This is a genomic window from Aeromicrobium panaciterrae (assembly GCF_039537165.1).
In the GTDB taxonomy this organism is placed as follows: Bacteria; Actinomycetota; Actinomycetes; order Propionibacteriales; family Nocardioidaceae; genus Aeromicrobium; species Aeromicrobium panaciterrae.
In genome coordinates, this window is record NZ_BAAAZZ010000002.1 from 1902763 (window position 1) to 1918498 (window position 15736).

Annotated in this window: 16 protein-coding genes and 2 riboswitches; of the genes, 6 read left to right on the forward strand and 10 right to left on the reverse strand. The window is 68.3% G+C overall.

Annotated features, from left to right (window positions below):
• Positions 1-32 precede the first annotated feature (32 nt).
• Positions 33-165, reverse strand: a riboswitch (cobalamin riboswitch).
• Between the two features lie 2 nt (positions 166-167).
• Both ABD683_RS10170 and ABD683_RS10175 read right to left on the reverse strand, forming a co-directional pair.
• Positions 168-386 (reverse strand): helix-turn-helix domain-containing protein, encoded by a 219-nt coding sequence (locus ABD683_RS10170; protein ID WP_344769632.1) that lies wholly within the window; start codon positions 384-386, stop codon positions 168-170.
• Positions 383-1096 carry a DUF2975 domain-containing protein gene (locus tag ABD683_RS10175; RefSeq protein ID WP_344769634.1) on the reverse strand — a complete coding sequence of 238 codons (714 nt, stop codon included), beginning with the start codon at positions 1094-1096 and terminating at the stop codon, positions 383-385. The genes ABD683_RS10170 and ABD683_RS10175 overlap by 4 nt, the downstream gene beginning before the upstream one ends.
• Before the next feature lie 25 nt (positions 1097-1121).
• On the opposite strand from ABD683_RS10175, the gene cbiE reads away from it, so the two are divergent.
• On the forward strand, positions 1122-2336 hold the full coding sequence (gene cbiE, locus ABD683_RS10180; RefSeq protein WP_344769636.1) for a precorrin-6y C5,15-methyltransferase (decarboxylating) subunit CbiE: 1215 nt from the start codon (positions 1122-1124) through the stop codon (positions 2334-2336).
• Positions 2333-3088 carry a precorrin-4 C(11)-methyltransferase gene (gene cobM / locus ABD683_RS10185; protein ID WP_344769638.1) on the forward strand — a complete coding sequence of 252 codons (756 nt, stop codon included), beginning with the start codon at positions 2333-2335 and terminating at the stop codon, positions 3086-3088. The genes cbiE and cobM overlap by 4 nt, the downstream gene beginning before the upstream one ends.
• Positions 3089-3180: 92 nt before the next feature.
• Here the strand turns inward: cobM and ABD683_RS10190 are convergent, their stop codons facing one another.
• The 4 genes from ABD683_RS10190 to ABD683_RS10205 all read right to left on the reverse strand — a co-directional run bounded on the left by ABD683_RS10190 (position 3181) and on the right by ABD683_RS10205 (position 6993).
• A complete protein-coding gene (locus tag ABD683_RS10190; RefSeq protein WP_344769640.1) occupies positions 3181-4689 on the reverse strand; it encodes a precorrin-2 C(20)-methyltransferase in 1509 nt (502 codons plus the stop codon).
• A complete protein-coding gene (locus ABD683_RS10195) occupies positions 4686-5330 on the reverse strand; it encodes a precorrin-8X methylmutase (RefSeq protein ID WP_344769642.1) in 645 nt (214 codons plus the stop codon). Before ABD683_RS10195 ends, ABD683_RS10190 begins: the two co-directional genes overlap by 4 nt.
• Positions 5331-5406: 76 nt before the next feature.
• On the reverse strand, positions 5407-6285 hold the full coding sequence (locus ABD683_RS10200; RefSeq protein WP_344769644.1) for a nitrite reductase: 879 nt from the start codon (positions 6283-6285) through the stop codon (positions 5407-5409).
• Positions 6286-6297: 12 nt separating this feature from the next.
• Positions 6298-6993, reverse strand: a complete 696-nt coding sequence (locus tag ABD683_RS10205) for a (2Fe-2S)-binding protein (RefSeq protein WP_344769646.1) — start codon at positions 6991-6993, stop codon at positions 6298-6300.
• Positions 6994-7000: 7 nt separating this feature from the next.
• Positions 7001-7136: riboswitch (cobalamin riboswitch) on the forward strand.
• Between the two features lie 26 nt (positions 7137-7162).
• Between ABD683_RS10205 and cobN the strand changes: the two genes are divergently transcribed.
• A complete protein-coding gene (gene cobN / locus ABD683_RS10210) occupies positions 7163-10744 on the forward strand; it encodes a cobaltochelatase subunit CobN (RefSeq protein ID WP_344769647.1) in 3582 nt (1193 codons plus the stop codon).
• A complete protein-coding gene (gene cobF, locus ABD683_RS10215) occupies positions 10744-11475 on the forward strand; it encodes a precorrin-6A synthase (deacetylating) (protein WP_344769648.1) in 732 nt (243 codons plus the stop codon). Before cobN ends, cobF begins: the two co-directional genes overlap by 1 nt.
• Here cobF and ABD683_RS10220 read toward each other — a convergent pair whose 3' ends face one another.
• On the reverse strand, positions 11476-12192 hold the full coding sequence (locus ABD683_RS10220; RefSeq protein WP_344769650.1) for an SDR family oxidoreductase: 717 nt from the start codon (positions 12190-12192) through the stop codon (positions 11476-11478).
• Between the two features lie 95 nt (positions 12193-12287).
• On the opposite strand from ABD683_RS10220, the gene ABD683_RS10225 reads away from it, so the two are divergent.
• Positions 12288-12845: a TetR/AcrR family transcriptional regulator gene (locus tag ABD683_RS10225; protein ID WP_344769652.1), complete on the forward strand. Its 558-nt coding sequence runs from the start codon at positions 12288-12290 to the stop codon at positions 12843-12845.
• A gap of 1 nt (position 12846) precedes the next feature.
• On the opposite strand, the gene ABD683_RS10230 is transcribed toward ABD683_RS10225, so the two are convergent.
• A complete protein-coding gene (locus ABD683_RS10230; protein ID WP_344769654.1) occupies positions 12847-13410 on the reverse strand; it encodes a TetR/AcrR family transcriptional regulator in 564 nt (187 codons plus the stop codon).
• Positions 13411-13504: 94 nt separating this feature from the next.
• Between ABD683_RS10230 and ABD683_RS10235 the strand changes: the two genes are divergently transcribed.
• On the forward strand, positions 13505-13933 hold the full coding sequence (locus ABD683_RS10235; protein ID WP_344769656.1) for an organic hydroperoxide resistance protein: 429 nt from the start codon (positions 13505-13507) through the stop codon (positions 13931-13933).
• Between the two features lie 3 nt (positions 13934-13936).
• Here the strand turns inward: ABD683_RS10235 and ligD are convergent, their stop codons facing one another.
• Positions 13937-14893 (reverse strand): non-homologous end-joining DNA ligase, encoded by a 957-nt coding sequence (ligD, locus tag ABD683_RS10240; RefSeq protein ID WP_344769658.1) that lies wholly within the window; start codon positions 14891-14893, stop codon positions 13937-13939.
• 17 nt (positions 14894-14910) lie between these two features.
• Complete coding sequence (locus tag ABD683_RS10245; protein WP_344769659.1) at positions 14911-15735, reverse strand: SCO6745 family protein; 825 nt, start codon at positions 15733-15735, stop codon at positions 14911-14913.
• Between the last annotated feature and the right edge of the window lies 1 nt (position 15736).

The following is a 15736-nucleotide window of genomic DNA, read 5'->3' on the forward strand; positions in this document are numbered from 1 at the left end:
CGATCTGCCATCGATGACGGGCACGGTTGCGTCCGCCATTCAGCCTCGAGGCCGGTCTTCGGACTTCCCGGGTCTGACGCCGGGTCACCGCAGCGGGCCCTGTGCCGGATTTGCACCGGCTTCCCGATTCTCCCCGTGAGGGGCACCTCGAGACTGTGCTGGCAAGACTATCGGTTGTCGTCGTATGCCAATAGTTCGCCGGGTTGGCAGTCCAGAACATCGCAGATACGGGTCAGTGTGCTGAACCGGATTGCTTTGGCCTTGCCGGTCTTCAGGATCGACAGGTTGACCAGAGAGATGTCGACCGCGACCGACAATTCGGTGAGAGTCATGCCGCGTCGCTCGAGCATGTCTTCGAGTGTGATGCGGATGCGGTGATCGCTCATATCGTTGCGTCAGAATCCGCCTGGAGCGCTGCCGCTCGAATCATGATGCGGCCGATGCTCACGACGCCAACTGCGCCGATGAGAGCCGGCACGGACACGCCGATCGATCCGTCTGTCCACGACATCGAGTCGACCATGGAGGAGAGCAACAACCCCTCGCCGAGCCACTTGAGGAACCCGGCCATCAACAGACCGGCCAACAGCAGCCAGCCCAGACGCGTGATGCGCTGTGCCAGCTCGACCGAGAACAAGCCGTGTCGCCGCGCGTACCGGATGATCCGGCGGGTCAGCAGGACGAAGGCGAAGAACACGATGGCCGAAGGTGCCTGGGTGAGCCCGCTGGAGGCATGCTGGCGAAGGCCCGGGTCGCCGTCGCAGAGCTGCGTCCCGTCGGGGTCGATGCTCACCTTGCGGTGAATGCCGTCCTCCTTCCGGACATCGCCGTACGGGTCCTCAGTCAGGCCGAACGTCCTGAGATCTGTCGTGACGCACACACTCTCGCCACCCATGCCGAGGGTGCTGCCTCCCCAACCGAAGATGGCCGAAGCCGTGACCAGCAGGATCAGCACACCCAACAGCGTCGCGAAGAAACTTGTCACGAAGTCGAGCGGACCTAGCGGGTCGTGCGTCTTGGGCCTTTTCACCGAGCGTTCCTTATCGATAATCGTTGTTATCGACAAACGATAAGCCCATCGGGCGACCGTTGTCACGCATCAGGCAGATATCGTCACGGGCATGAACACACAGGTCACGGTCGTCGGTATCGGTGCAGACGGCTGGACCGGACTCTCGGCCTCGGCACAGGCTCTCATCGAGTCAGCCGATGTCGTGCTCGGTGGAAAGCGCCACCTGGCGATGCTGCCCGCTGCCGACCAGACCCGCGAGGCCTGGCCGTCGCCGCTGCGCGACGGGCTGCCGGCGCTGCTCGAGAAGTACGACGGCCTGCAAGTCGTGGCACTCGCCTCCGGCGACCCACTCGTGTCTGGCATCGCGACAACACTTGTCGACCTGCTGGGCAAGGACTGCGTCGAGATCGTGCCCGCACTTTCCTCGGTCGCCCTCGCTCGCGCTCGCATGCGCTGGTCGGCCGAGTCGACCGAAGTGGTGACACTGGTCGGCCGCGACCCCAACGTCGTGGCGCGCTCGCTCGCGCCGGGCCTGCGACTTCTCGTGCTCTCGTCCGACGGTTCGACGCCGGCAGAGGTTGCGCGGCTGCTCACGGCAGCGGGCTACGGCGCGAGCCCCTTGACGGTGCTGGCCGATCTCGGCTCGGACACCGAGTCGCGTACCGATGGGTTCGCCGCGTCATGGGGCGACCAGCGCGTGTCCGATCTCAACGTCGCTGCCGTCGAGCTCATCAGCTCCGGTGCCGCGGCGCTCGGCTTCGTCGCCGGCCTGCCGGAGAGCGCGTTCGAGCATGACGGGCAGATCACCAAGCGTGACGTACGCGCATCGGCGCTGGCTCGCCTCGCACCGCTTCCGGGCCAGCTGCTCTGGGATGTCGGTGCGGGCGCTGGCTCGGTCGCGATCGAGTGGCTGCGTGCACATCCCACGTGCCAGGCGATCGCGATCGAGGCGCGAGAGGATCGAGCCGAACGCATCGCTCGCAATGCGGCGACCCTCGGCGTACCGGCTCTCAATGTCCTGACCGGGCATGCGCCCGAGGCTCTGGAGGGTCTCGACGCCCCCGATGCGATCTTCATCGGCGGCGGGGCATCAGAGGATGGCGTCCTCGACGCCTGCTGGGCGGCACTCCGTCCTGGAGGCCGACTCGTCGTGCACGGCGTGACGCTCGAGACCGACTCGGAGCTGGCGGTGCGTTACTCGCAGCTGGGCGGAGAGCTGACTCGCCTCCATGTCGAGCACGCCGCACCGATCGGCCGGTTCACCGGCTGGACCCCTGCCCGCGCCATCACGCAGTGGGCCGTCACCAAGGGTGACGACGCGTGACCGTGCACTTCGTTGGCGCCGGCCCAGGTGCGGCTGACCTGCTGACGCTGCGCGCCGTCTCGCTGCTCAATGTCGCTGACGTGTGCGTCTATGCCGGTACCTACATCGACGAAGCCGTTCTTGACCACTGCCCTGCCGGTGCGCAGCTCGTCGATACGCAGGACCTCGACCTCGACCAGATCACGGCCCGGCTTGTCGATGCCCACGCTGCAGGCCTTGAGGTCGTACGGCTTTGCTCCGGCGATCCGTCGATCTACTCCGCACTGCACGAGCAGACCAAGCGGCTCGACATCCACGGGGTGCCGTGGGACGTGACCCCGGGCGTACCGGCGTACGCAGCAGCCGCAGCCCTGCTCGGTGCTGAGCTCACGGTGCCCGAGGTCGTTCAGTCGGTGGTGCTGACCCGTACCCAGGCGCGATCGACGGCGATGCCGTCAGGTGAAGCGCTGGTCAACTTTGCGGCGACGGGTTCGACTCTGGTCCTGCATCTCGCGATCACACGCGCTCGAACTCTCGCCGCCGAGTTGGCAGAAGCGTATGGATCCGACTGCCCCGTCGCGGTCGTCGCGAACGCGAGCCAGCCGACTGAAGTCGTGCTGCGCGGAACCCTCGGCGACATCGCCGATCAGGTCGAAGCCGCCGGGCTACGCCAGGCCGCCGTCATCCTCGTCGGCAAGGCGCTCGCCGAGGACGTACGCGGCGCCGAGTCCTACCTCTACGATCCGAAGCGCGACCGTTCGAGCAAGTCGTAGGGAGACCGCAGCGACCTTCGCCGTCTAGGATCGGTGGACTCTCAACCGAAAGAGCCGTCATACGGTTGAGAGCTCACCGCCACTGGGTGTTACTAGTCCGCGAAGCGGGGGGTCCAGACCTGACCGGCTGAGGTCGTGCGGGTACCGCTGGCACCGATGATCAGCAGGCACTTCATGTCGATCGTGTCGGGATCGAGCTTCTCGAGGGTGGTGACCGTGAGCGACTCCTCGTCGCGTCCGACGTCTCTACCCACAACGACGACAGTGTCGCCAGCGCGATGCTCGAGCAGGATCGCCTGGGCCTCGGCAACCTGAGTCGTACGAGATCGCGACGCAGGGTTGTAGATCGCCAGCACGAGGTCGGCCTCGGCGACGGCACGCAACCGCTGCTCGATGAGCGACCACGGCTTGAGCCGATCCGACAGGCTCATCACCGCGAAGTCGCCACCGATCGGTGCACCCGCGCGCGCTGCGACGGCCTGTACCGCGGAGACGCCGGGCAGGACACGGACCGGGACATCGGCGTACGCCTCGTCCTCGGCGGCTTCAAACACCGCCGCGGCCATGCCGAAGATCCCCGCATCGCCACCCGACACGACCGCGACGCGTTCACCCTTGAGCGCCAGGTCGAGGGCGAGACGTGCCCGGTCGACCTCGACGGTGTTGCCGGAGGCGTGCCGGGTCAGGCCCTCGCGCTGCGGGACCCGGTTGACGTACGGCGCGTAACCGACGATGTGCTGAACGTTGGCGAGCGCTTCGGTGACCTCGGGGGTGATCCATCGATCGGGCCCGGGTCCGAGACCGATGACCAGAAGCTCGGCGGCTGACATTCCCTTCGGTCGTTCGTCCCTCACGCCCTCACGGTCGGCCGCGGGCGGCCTCCCAAGGGAACGGGTTGGGACGACGATCAGGGAGAAGTACGGGACCGAACCGGGATCGACGTCGGCGACGGGCAGCCACCGCTCCTCGGGCATTGACGCGCGCTCGACGTAGAGGGCGCCGTCGAGTCGACCGGTCTGGCGAAGTGCCGAGACGACCTTGGGGAACGTGCGGCCGAGCTTCATGATGATCGCGCCGTCGGTGTCGGCGAGGCGCCTGGCCAGCTCGGCCTCATCGAGGGTGCCGGGCAGGATCGTGAGCACATCGGTCTGACGTACGAGGGGCGACGCGACGGTTGCCGTGGCGGCCGCGAATGAGGTGACACCGGGCACGACCTCGGTCTCGAACCGATCGGACAGCCGGTCGTGCATGTACATGTAGGACCCGTAGAACAACGGATCACCTTCGGCGAGGACGACGACGGTACGGCCCGCCTCGAGGTGCACCGCAAGCCGAGCGGCCGACTCCTCGTAGAACTCGGCCATCGCGCCGGCATAGCCGCCGGGATGAGCCGTCGTGCCCGTCGTCACGGGGTAGCGGAGCTCTTCCTCGATCGCGCCTTCAGGAATGAGGTCGGCGGCGATACGGCGGGCATTCGACTGCTTGCCGACTCCGGCGTGGAACGCGATGACGTCGGCCGCGGCGATCAGGCGGGCGGCCTTGAGCGTGATGAGCTCGGGGTCGCCGGGACCGAGCCCGACGCCATACAAGCGGCCGGTCACTCGCGCTCCTGCGCGATCGCATTGAGCGCCGATGCGGCCATGGCCGATCCGCCGCGTCGGCCGTGAACCGTCAGGTACGGAATGTCGAGCTCGAACGAGGCGAGGGCTTCCTTGGACTCCGCAGCACCGATGAAGCCCACCGGCGTACCGATGATTGCCGCCGGGCGCGGTGCGCCGTCGAGCAACATCTCGAGGAGGTGGAAGAGTGCGGTCGGGGCATTGCCGAACGCCACCACAGCACCTTCGAGGCGGTCCTCCCACAATGAGACAGCCGCGGCCGAGCGGGTCGTCGCCCATTCCTTCGCCAACCCAGGGACGCGCTCATCGCGCAGGAAGCACAGCACCTCGTTGTCCTTCGGCAGCCGTGCGCGGGTCACTCCCGAGGCGACCATGGTGGCGTCCGTCAGGATCGGCGCACCCGACTCGAGTGCGCCACGTGCCGCCGCGACCAAGCGAGGATGGATCTCGAGGTCGCGGGTCAGGTCGACCTGACCGCAGGCGTGCACCATGCGTACGGCGACCTTCTCGGCATCGGCCGGTATGTGCGACAGCTCGGCCTCGGCGCGGATCGTCGCGAACGAGTCGACGTAGATCGCCGGGCCATCGGCCACGTAGTCGTAGTGGCGGGTGGGACGCTTCATTCCGCCGCCTCCGTATGAACAGCACGGTACGGAGACGACGGAATGAATTCGCTGTTGTTTCGCTCGCTTCGCTCGCTCATTCAGACTCCAGATCGGGGATGACGACGCTCCGCCACGGCGTCACGATCACCTCGGTGCCGGCGCGATCGAGGATCGTGGCGGCGAGCTCAGAGGTGAGCAGTCCGTCGGGCACCGCAACATGCTCGGCGCTGCGGCCATCGTCCTGCGCGATGATGCCGTACGGCGGCGGGAGGGCGCTGACCTGGGTCCGCAGGTCACGGGCATGGTGCTCGTTGAGCAGCTCTTCGCCGCCTTGGGGAAGCTCGTCGACGTGCCACAGCGCGGTCTCGCCGTCACCGCGCAGGGCGAGGAACCTGCGCGCGTACGACAGCAGTGCTTCGGGTGCGTCCTCGAGGGGGACGAGCGGACCCCACAGATGTGAGCCGATCCGCAGCTGCACCGTCTTGGCGTCCACGGCCATCAGTCCGAGGTCCAAGGACCGTGACTCGATGTCGCCACGGCCATCATCGAGCACGAACAAGAAGCGTCCGGCGAGTGACGCGAGATCGGGATCAGCGCACAGCTGCCGGTCGAGCTCGAGGGCTGTCTCGCGGAGGTCTGCCTGACCACCGACGCGCCCCGTGAGAGGCGACACCATGACATTGCGGACGAGCTCATGGCTGGGCGACGGCAGCAGCCCGGCCCGGGAGAGGGCGTCCACCAGATCGGACGGCACGCAGCTGTCCGAGTGCTGGATGCCGCGGAGCTGCAGATTGGTCCGCTTGGTCAGCAGGACCGTGCCGTCGGCGTACGTGTCGGAGATGACGACCAGATCCCGCAGGGCCGAGGTCGGCAGGACGCCACCGATGAGTCGCAGCCGTACGATCGCTCCGTCGTCGGCGATCCACGGACGCAGGACGCCCGGGCACCGGTCGGAATGGGAGCGATTCTTCACCCCGTCATGGTGTCACGCGGGCGTTGGTGCCTCGTCCAGCACGCAGTCGCCACAGATCCCGGCGCCCGGCACTCGATAGAACAGGCAGCACGAATGACGCGTGAACGGAGGGCCGAGGTCGCCGGTGCCCTGCAGGGTTCCTGACGCGAGCAGGTCGCGGACGAGCTCGGTGGCGCGATCGGCCTTGTCGGGGCGAGCGGCGCGCAGCATCGTGAGTGCGCCCGCCAGGCTTGACGCGACATTGCCCCACAGCACCTGCTCCGACACGGTGAACGTACGGGCGAAGGCCTCCAGCACGGGAGCCACGATCGGCTGCAGGACCTGCTGGTCGAGACCGTGTGACGTCGTCGGCGCCGAAGCGCTCCTGGCGAGCGGCCACGGGCCGCTGACGGTTGGCTGCCACCACAGGGCAGCGAGCGAGAGGCTGGGGAGGTGATCGGCCAGTGCTGCGCACGCGAACGGCGGTGACACCAGCCGCGCCGCCAGACCGAGGAACACGATCGAGGCCGTGGCGCGCTCCTCGATCTCATCGACCGTGACTCGCGATCGCTCGGCGAGCATCTCGCGTGCAGCCCTCACCCGCTCGGCCAGAACGTCGGGCCGTTCGACCAGCTCGCTCAGCGGTCGCCACCCAGCATCGGCGGTCCAGCGGTCGAGGACGAAGAACGGTCCGACCGCCGCAGCGAGGTCGAGCGCCGCGTCATCCATACGGGTCATCATCTCGTACGTCGAGGTGCCGGTAGTCTGTGATCACTTCCACGACGCAGGAATCCGGTGCGACTCCGGAGCGGTTCCGCCACTGTGACAGCCGATGAGGCCAGCCAGACACTGAGCGTGGAGCAACCCACCACACGGGGCGAGAACCCCGAGGAGGAACATGACGCGCATCGCGCTGCTGTCCACGTCCGACACCGACCTGTTGTCGGCCCGCTCGAGCGGCGCTGACTACGTGTTGGCCAACCCGTCGCGGCTCGACGTCGCCACCGAGTTGCCTCCCGTGATCGAGGGAGCCGACCTCATCGTCGTACGCATCCTCGGTACGGCGAGCTCGTGGCGCGAAGGACTCGACACCGTGCTGGCCTCGGGTGCTCCCGTCGTCGTCCTCGGTGGCGAGCAGACCCCCGACGCCGAGCTGATGAGCCACTCGACCGTGCCGGTCGGCACCGCCGCGGAGGCGCACCGCTACCTCGCCGAAGGCGGCCCGGCCAACGTCAGCCAGCTGCACGCATTCCTGTCGGACACCGTCCTGCTCACCGGTCTGGGCTTCGAGCCGCCCGCCGTCCTGCCCGAATGGGGTGTCGCGGAGCGAACGATCGGCGCTGATCGTCCGCGTATCGGCGTCCTCTACTACCGGGCGCATGAGGCCTCGGGCAACAGCGGGTTCGCGCACCAGCTCGCCGATGCGATCGACGCGACCGGCGAGGCGTACGGCGTGCCGATCTTCAGCTCATCGCTGCGGGCCGCTCCGGACGCGCTCTTCACCGAGCTGGCGACTCTCGACGCGTTGGTCGTCACGGTGCTCGCGGCCGGCGGCACCAAGCCCGGCACCGTGAGCGCCGGCGGTGATGACGAGGCGTGGGACGTCGAGCGCATGAAGGCTCTCGACATCCCGATCCTGCAGGGCCTGTGCCTGACCTCGAGCCGCGAGGACTGGGCGGCCTCGGACGACGGCGTCACGCCGCTCGACTCGGCCAGCCAGATCGCGATCCCCGAGTTCGACGGTCGCATCATCACGGCACCGTTCTCGTTCAAGGAGATCGACGAGGACGGACTGCCGCGCTACGTCGCCGACCCCGAGCGATGTGCCCGGGTCGCCGGCATCGCGGTCGCCCACGCCCGCCTGCGCCATACGCCGCCATCCGAGCGCAAGATCGTGCTGATGCTGTCGGCCTACCCGACCAAGCACAGCCGCGTCGGCAACGCGGTCGGGCTCGACACCCCGGTGTCGACGATCCGCCTGCTGCGCGAGATGCGCGACGCGGGCTACGACCTCGGCGCACCAGGGGAGATTCCCGGTCTGGAGCTCGACGACCTCACCGAAGCAGGTGACGCGCTGATCCACGCGCTCATCGCGGCCGGCGGCCAGGACGAGGAGTGGCTCACCCAGGTGCAGCTGACCGAGAGCCACGTACGCATCCCCGCCGCTCAGTACGAGGGTTGGTTCGAGGGCTTCCACCCCGACCTGCGCGACGCGATGCTTGAAGCGTGGGGCCCCGCCCCCGGCAAGCTGTTTGTGAATGATCAGCAGGAGATCGTGCTGGCCACGATCCGGGCCGGCAACATCGTGCTGATGATCCAGCCCCCCCGCGGGTATGGCGAGAACCCCGTTGCGATCTATCACGATCCCGACATGGCTCCGTCGCACCACTATCTGGCTGCCTACCGCTGGGTCGAGCAATCATTCGGTGCCCATGCCGTCGTCCACCTCGGCAAGCACGGCTCGATGGAGTGGCTGCCCGGCAAGAACGCCGCACTGTCGGCGTCCTGCGGCACCGACGCCGCGATCGGCAACCTGCCGCTGATCTATCCGTTCCTCGTCAACGACCCGGGCGAGGGCGCGCAGGCCAAGCGCCGCGCGCACGCCACGATCGTCGACCACCTGATCCCGCCGATGGCACGCGCCGAGTCGTACGGCGACATCGCCAAGCTCGAGCAGCTGCTCGACGAGTACGCCAACATCGCGGCGATGGACCCGGCCAAGCTTCCGGCGATCCGGTCGCAGATCTGGACCCACATGCGGGCCGCGGAGATGCACCGTGATCTCGGCCTCGACGACATCCCGGACGAGGACGACTTCGACGACTTCATCTTCAACGTCGACGGCTGGCTGTGCGAGATCAAGGACGCCCAGATCCGCGACGGCCTGCACGTGCTCGGCCAGGCTCCCCGGGGCGAGGCGCGGGTCAACCTTGTGCTTTCGATCCTGCGGGCAAGCCAGATCTGGGGTGGCGAGACCGGAGCCGTCCCCGGCCTGCGTGCCGCGCTCGGCCTCAAGGACGGGTCGCAGCTCGGCGACATCGACGAGATCGAGGTCGAGGCCAGGACGCTGATCCAGGCCATGGAGGACGCCAACTGGGAGGCCGCGACGGCTCGCACCCTGACGGATGCGCCCGAGGTCGTACGAGTCCTCGAGTTCGCCGCCACCGAGGTCGTGCCGCGACTGGCCAAGACCACCGACGAGCTCGACCACGTGCTGCACGCGCTCGACGGCGGGTTCATCCCGGCAGGCCCGTCGGGCTCGCCGCTGCGTGGACTGGTCAACGTGCTGCCGACCGGACGCAACTTCTACACCGTCGACCCCAAGGCCGTGCCGTCCCGACTCGCGTGGGAGACCGGCCGGGCCATGGCCGACTCGCTGATCGAGCGCCACCTCGCCGACACCGGCGACTACCCGCGATCGGTGGGCCTCTCGGTCTGGGGCACGTCGGCCATGCGTACGTCCGGCGACGACATCGCCGAGGTGTTGGCGCTGATCGGTGTCGAGCCCGAATGGGATCCCGCATCGCGTCGAGTCAACGGCCTGCGCGTCGTGCCGCTCGACGATCTGGGCCGTCCCCGCATCGACGTGACGGTACGCATCTCTGGCTTCTTCCGTGACGCGTTTCCGCACGTCATTGGCATCCTCGACGATGCCATCAGTCAGGTCGCCGAGCTCGACGAGCCCGACGACCAGAACTACGTACGCGCGCACGCGCAGCGCGATCTCGCCGTCCACGGAGATCAGCGCCGGGCCACGACACGCATCTTCGGGTCCAAGCCCGGCTCGTACGGCGCCGGCATCCTGCAGGTCATCGAGGCTGGCAACTGGCGCGACGACAAGGACCTCGCCGAGGTCTACACCGCGTGGGGCGGCTTCGCGTATGGCCGCGACCTCGACGGTGCACCGGCCGCCGACGACATGCGCGCCAACTACAAGCGCATCGCGGTCGCGGCCAAGAACATCGACACCCGTGAGCACGACATCGCCGACTCCGACGACTACTTCCAGTACCACGGCGGCATGGTCGCCACGGTGCGTGCGCTGACCGGCACCGACCCCAAGGCGTACGTCGGGGACTCGACGACACCTGACGCCGTACGCACGCGCACCCTGCAGGAGGAGACGACTCGGGTGTTCCGCGCCCGCGTCGTCAACCCGCGGTGGATCGGTGCGATGCAGCGCCACGGCTACAAGGGCGCGTTCGAGCTCGCCGCGACGGTCGACTACCTCTATGGCTTCGACGCCACGACCGGCGTCGTGCACGACTGGATGTACGAGACCCTCGCCAAGGAGTACGTGCTCGACGAGGTCAACCAGGAGTTCATGAAGAAGTCGAACCCCTGGGCGCTGCGCGGCATCATCGAGCGGCTCAACGAGGCGGCCGAACGCGACCTGTGGGCCGATCCGGATCCTGACGTGCTCGCCGAGATGCAGCAGGTCTACCTCGACATCGAGGGCGACTTGGAAGACAAGGGCTGATGCGGCGCATCCGCGTCATCGGCATCGGTCCGGGAGACCCCGACCAGGTGACGCTCGAGGCGGTCGCCGCGATGCGCTCGGTGGCGTACTTCGTGGTGGCCGAGAAGGCCGACGACGATCCGCTGCTCGCCGCGCGTCAGGCGCTGCTGGCCCGGCACGTTCCAGGCGCCAAGGTCGCCGCGGTACGTGATCCCGAGCGCGACCGCGCCGACCCTGCGGATTACCAGGGCGCGGTCAGCAACTGGCACGAGTCGCGCGCCGAGGCGTACGAGCGGGTGATCCTCGACCAGCCCGGTGACGTCGGGTTCCTCGTATGGGGCGATCCCGCGTTCTACGACTCCACGATCCGCATCGTCGAACGCATCCTGGCCCGTGGCAACGTCGAGGCCGAGTGGGACGTCATCCCCGGGATCTCGAGCCTGCAGCTGCTCGCCGCGCGGCACCGCATCGTGCTGCACGAGATCGGCCAGCCGATCACGGTCACGACGGCCCGCAAGCTGGGGGAAGCCGTCGATGCGGGTGCCGACAACATCCTGGTCATGCTGAGCGCGCGTCTGGAGCTCGCCGGGCTTGAGGACTGGCACATCTGGTGGGGCGCCAACCTCGGCACTCAACACGAGCGACTCGTCGCCGGCCGGGTCGGCGAGGTGGCTGCCGAGATCGACGCAGCCCGCGCCGCCACGAAGGCTGACGCGGGCTGGGTCATGGACGCCTACCTGCTGCGGAGCTGATCAGGCGGGCTGAGCCGCCAGCTGCGGGTAGACCGCCTCGATCGGCAGGCCCGGCGCGGCCTTCGCCTGGTGACTGATCTCGTCGGCGAGCACCTCGAGGTCGCCGGCCTCGATGCCGTCGAGGGCCGAGCGCACGACGTCAGCAGGGGCCGACTTCGGCGCGTCGACACCGGCGACCATGTCGGTGTCGACATAGCCCACGTGCAGCCCGACGACCTGGACGCCTCGGGGTGCGAGCGCGAGACGGATGCCGTTCGTCGCGCTCCAGAGCGCAGCCTTGGTCGGCTCGTACGAGCCGCCGAACGAGACCCATGACAGGGCTGAGTGCATGTTGAGGATGACGCCGTTGCCGTTGTCGGCGATGCGGTCACCCAGGAGCGAGGCGAGGCGCAGGGGTCCGAAGTAGTTGGTCTCGAACTCCTGGCGGATCGCGGTCTGGTCAGCCGTCAGCAGCGGTCCGCCGGCGACGATCCCGGCGTTGTTGATCAGGACGTTGACGTCGGGGGTTGCGGCAACAGCGGCCTCGACGGACTCGGCGTCGGTCACGTCGAGCTGGAGCGCGACGACGCGCGGGTCACTCGTGTCGATCGTCGAGGCGTCGCGGGCGGTGGCGTACACCTTGGCAGCGCCGCGCTCGAGGAGCTGGAGGACGAATTCCTTGCCCATCCCGCGGTTGGCGCCGGTGACGAGGGCGGTCTGGTTGGCGAGTGAGGTCATGGTGGGTCCTAGGGTGAGAAGTAAACAGATTGGTGTACTTCGGAAGAGTACACAGATCGGTTTACTTATCGCAACCTTCCGCGTATTCTGTTGCGGTGACCACGACCATCAAGCCCAAGCCGCGCGAGCGCCTGCTCGCCGCAGCCGAGGACCTGTTCTACACCGAGGGCGTCCACATCGGCGTCGACCGGCTGTGCGACGTCGCCCAGGTGTCGAAGCGGTCGATGTACCAGCACTTCGGCAGCAAGGACGAGGTCCTCGTCGAGATGCTCAAGCTCCGGGCGTCCCACGTGATGGAGGGGCTGGACACCGCTGCGGATGCCGCACCGCGCGACCGGATCCTCGCGGTGTTCGACTCGCTCGCCGCCCAGGCGATGACGCCGCAGTTCCATGGCTGCCCGTTCGTGAACGTGGCCACCGAGCTCAAGGACCGCACGCACCCGGCCGCGGTTGCGGCGCTGGGCTACAAGCTCGAGCTCAACGCGTTCTTCGAGGAGCAGGCGCGCCTCGCGGGTGCCGGGGACCCGCAGGCCCTCGGTGTCCAGCTCACGATGATGTTCGACGGCGTCAGTGCCTACAGCGTCGTACGCGGCGAGGCGTCGCCGGCGGCCCGATCAGCCGTCGAGGTGCTGCTCGCCGCCCAGGGCATCTGAGTCAACGGCCGATCACGGCGCGGCCCGCCGTGACGAGGGTCGCGGAGACTGCCTGGGCTGAGTCGCCGACGTAGCCGGCGACCATGGCGCCGTCGCGCAGCATCATGAGCTGCTCGGCCTTGCCGTCCACGTCAGCGACGCCGAGCTCGGTGAGCAGCTCGCGGAACTGGCCGATCAGCCAGGTGCGGTGGTCGCGCACCACGCGACTGGCGGGGTGGTCGCGGGGCAGCTCGGCAGCGGCGTTGATGAAGGCGCAGCCGCGGAAACCCGGCGTGCACATCACCGAGCCGACGGATTCGGCGTACCACTCGAGCACGCCGGCCGGATCGTCCGTGAGCTCGGCGCGTTTCGCCGTCAGGGCGTCTTCGACCGCCGCGACCTGTTGCGTGAGGTAGGCGGTGATGAGGTCGTCCTTGGTCGGGAAGTGTCGGTAGAACGTGACCTTGGAGACGCCGGCCTCGGCGATGAGCCGATCGGCGCTCACCGCACGGATGCCGTCGGCGTAGTAGCGACGTGTCGCGGCATCGAGGATGCGCTCGCGCACGGGGGAGGCGGTGGTCGGCATCGTCACACTCCTTCGGGTTTGCCATCGTCCCATGATCGTGGTTTGATCTGAGGTAGACGTACTAGTTAGTCTACATCAACCCAAGGAGCTTCACATGCCCGAGCAGATCCTCTACACCGCAGTCGCCACCTCGACCGGAGATGGCCGCAACGGCCACGTACGGTCGACCGACGGCCTGGTCGACACCGACGTGCGCATGCCGGTCGAGATGGGTGGGGCCGGCGGCGCGACCAACCCTGAGCAGCTGTTCGCTGCCGGCTACGCCGCGTGCTTCCACTCCGCGCTCAAGGCCACCAAGGCGCAGCACGGCGTCGACGTCACCGACTCGGCCGTCACCGCCGAGGTCGGCATCGGCCCGAACGGCCTGGGCGGGTTCGAGCTGGCGATCACCCTGCACGTCGAGCTGTCGGGCGTCTCGCAGGCGGAAGCCGAGAAAGCCGTCGCCGTGGCGCACGAGGTGTGCCCCTACTCCAACGCGACCCGCGGCAACGTCGACGTCACCCTCGACGTCGAAGTCGCCTGAGACTCAGCTCTCCGGGTCGACCGGTGGCTCGGCGCCTCCGTGCTCGTCCCGGTCGGCCCAGTCCAGCAGCGGGGCGATGTCGAACGATGTCTGGTCGATGCCGTCGTGGAGGTCGCCCAGCTTCTGGTAGCGCGGCGGCACCGTCGCGATCGTGAAGTCGTGCGGGTCGACGTCGTCGACCTCGTCCCAGCGGATCGGCGTCGAGACGCGCCCGTCGGCGAACCCGCGGACGGAATAGGCCGCGGCGATCGTGTGGTCGCGGGCGTTCTGGTTGTAGTCGACGAACAGCTGCGCCGGGTCGCGGTCCTTGCGCCACCACGTCGTCGTGACGTCATCGGGGGCGCGTCGCTCGACCTCGCGGGCGAATGCGAGAGCAGCACGCCGTACGTCGTGGAACCCGCGATCGGGCGGGATGCGTACGTAGATGTGCAGACCCGACCCGCCGGAGGTCTTGGGGAATCCGGTGGCCCCGAGCCCGTCGAGCACCTCGTGGGCGACGTGGGCGACGCGTCGTACCGTGTCGAAGTCACACTCCGGCCCGGGGTCGAGGTCGATGCGCCACTCGTCGGGCTTCTCGGTGTCGGCGCGGCGGCTGTTCCAGGGATGGAACTCGACGGTCGACATCTGAACCGCCCAGATCACGGTCGCCAGCTCGGTCACGCAGACCTCGTGGACGATGCGGTCGTAGCGCGGGAAGTGGATGGGCACGGTCTCGAGCCACGGCGGGGCGCCCGGAGGCACCTTCTTCTGGTGCACCTTGTCGCCGGCCAGTCCCTTGGGGAACCGGTGCAGCATGCAGGGCCGCTCGTACAACGCGTTGACGATCCCGTCGCCGACCGCGAGGTAGTAGTCGATCAGGTCGTGCTTGGTCCACCCGTGCTCGGGGAAGTAGACCCGGTCGGGGTTGGTGACCCGCACGACCTTGTCGTCGACCTCGATCTCGATCGCTGGGGAAGCCATGTCTCCACGGTAGAGCGTCAGGCGGGACTGAACAGGGTCCTCAGGGCACGCGCGGCCGCCCGGATGTCCTCCGTCACGTCAACCGCGGCGGCGATGGCCTCGTCGGTCATCCACGCCTCGCAGACCTGGTCGGTACGGTCCTCGAGCTCGTTGCGGAACGCGGTGCCCGACTCGGTGAGCTGACCCGCGCCGTCGAGCCAGCCGCGCTCGCGGAGCCGCTCCTTGCCCGCGGCCCATTCCTCGTCGCTCCATCCGCGCAGCGACTGCTGGTTGGGGAACGTACGTCCGGCCGCGACGTTGAGCACGTTGGCGTCGACACCGTTGAGACCTTCCGCGAGGAGCAGCGCGATGTGGCAGTCGCCGCGGTACTCGCGTACGACGGCGTCGAGCAGCCAGAAACGTTCGAGGTCGTCCGGCGGCAGCGACAACGAGGCGTGCGCGGCCGCCAGCGGCTTGCCGGCCAGGTCGAGCCCGCCGACGACCTTCTCCAGTGCGTCTGCCAGCGGTGCCGCCTGCTCGGCGGTCACGGCTTTGCCCAGCACGCCGGTCGCCAGCTCGAGACGCGATGCGAGCACGGCCTCCGGGGTGGCGAACGACCACGCATCCGGGATCGCGCGGTGGACCAGGTGCGGCGCAAAGCCGTGGAACGTCGCGATGACGAGCTCCGGCGATGCCGCGCCCAGCGGTGCCGAGCGGGACGCGAAGTAGCCCATCCACGAGCCCTTGAGCCCGATCGCCTTGTAGTGGGTCGCGGCCTCGGGCACCAGGTAGACGAAGTTGTTGAGCGCCTCGACCGAGCGCCAGAAGGGTGTGGGGATCTTCATCGCGTCAGTCTGGCTCATG

What these genes read in the sequence shown, in the direction of transcription:
- ABD683_RS10205 (WP_344769646.1), bottom strand. Translation starts at nt 6,993, where the DNA reads ATGGATGACGCGGCGCTCGACCTCGCTGCGGCGGTCGGACCGTTCTTC.
- ABD683_RS10220 (WP_344769650.1), bottom strand. Translation starts at nt 12,192, where the DNA reads ATGACCTCACTCGCCAACCAGACCGCCCTCGTCACCGGCGCCAACCGC.
- ABD683_RS10245 (WP_344769659.1), bottom strand. Translation starts at nt 15,735, where the DNA reads ATGAGCCAGACTGACGCGATGAAGATCCCCACACCCTTCTGGCGCTCG.
- ABD683_RS10235 (WP_344769656.1), top strand. Translation starts at nt 13,505, where the DNA reads ATGCCCGAGCAGATCCTCTACACCGCAGTCGCCACCTCGACCGGAGAT.
- ligD (WP_344769658.1), bottom strand. Translation starts at nt 14,893, where the DNA reads ATGGCTTCCCCAGCGATCGAGATCGAGGTCGACGACAAGGTCGTGCGG.
- ABD683_RS10170 (WP_344769632.1), bottom strand. Translation starts at nt 386, where the DNA reads ATGAGCGATCACCGCATCCGCATCACACTCGAAGACATGCTCGAGCGA.
- cobN (WP_344769647.1), top strand. Translation starts at nt 7,163, where the DNA reads ATGACGCGCATCGCGCTGCTGTCCACGTCCGACACCGACCTGTTGTCG.
- ABD683_RS10195 (WP_344769642.1), bottom strand. Translation starts at nt 5,330, where the DNA reads ATGAAGCGTCCCACCCGCCACTACGACTACGTGGCCGATGGCCCGGCG.
- cbiE (WP_344769636.1), top strand. Translation starts at nt 1,122, where the DNA reads ATGAACACACAGGTCACGGTCGTCGGTATCGGTGCAGACGGCTGGACC.
- cobF (WP_344769648.1), top strand. Translation starts at nt 10,744, where the DNA reads ATGCGGCGCATCCGCGTCATCGGCATCGGTCCGGGAGACCCCGACCAG.
- ABD683_RS10230 (WP_344769654.1), bottom strand. Translation starts at nt 13,410, where the DNA reads ATGCCGACCACCGCCTCCCCCGTGCGCGAGCGCATCCTCGATGCCGCG.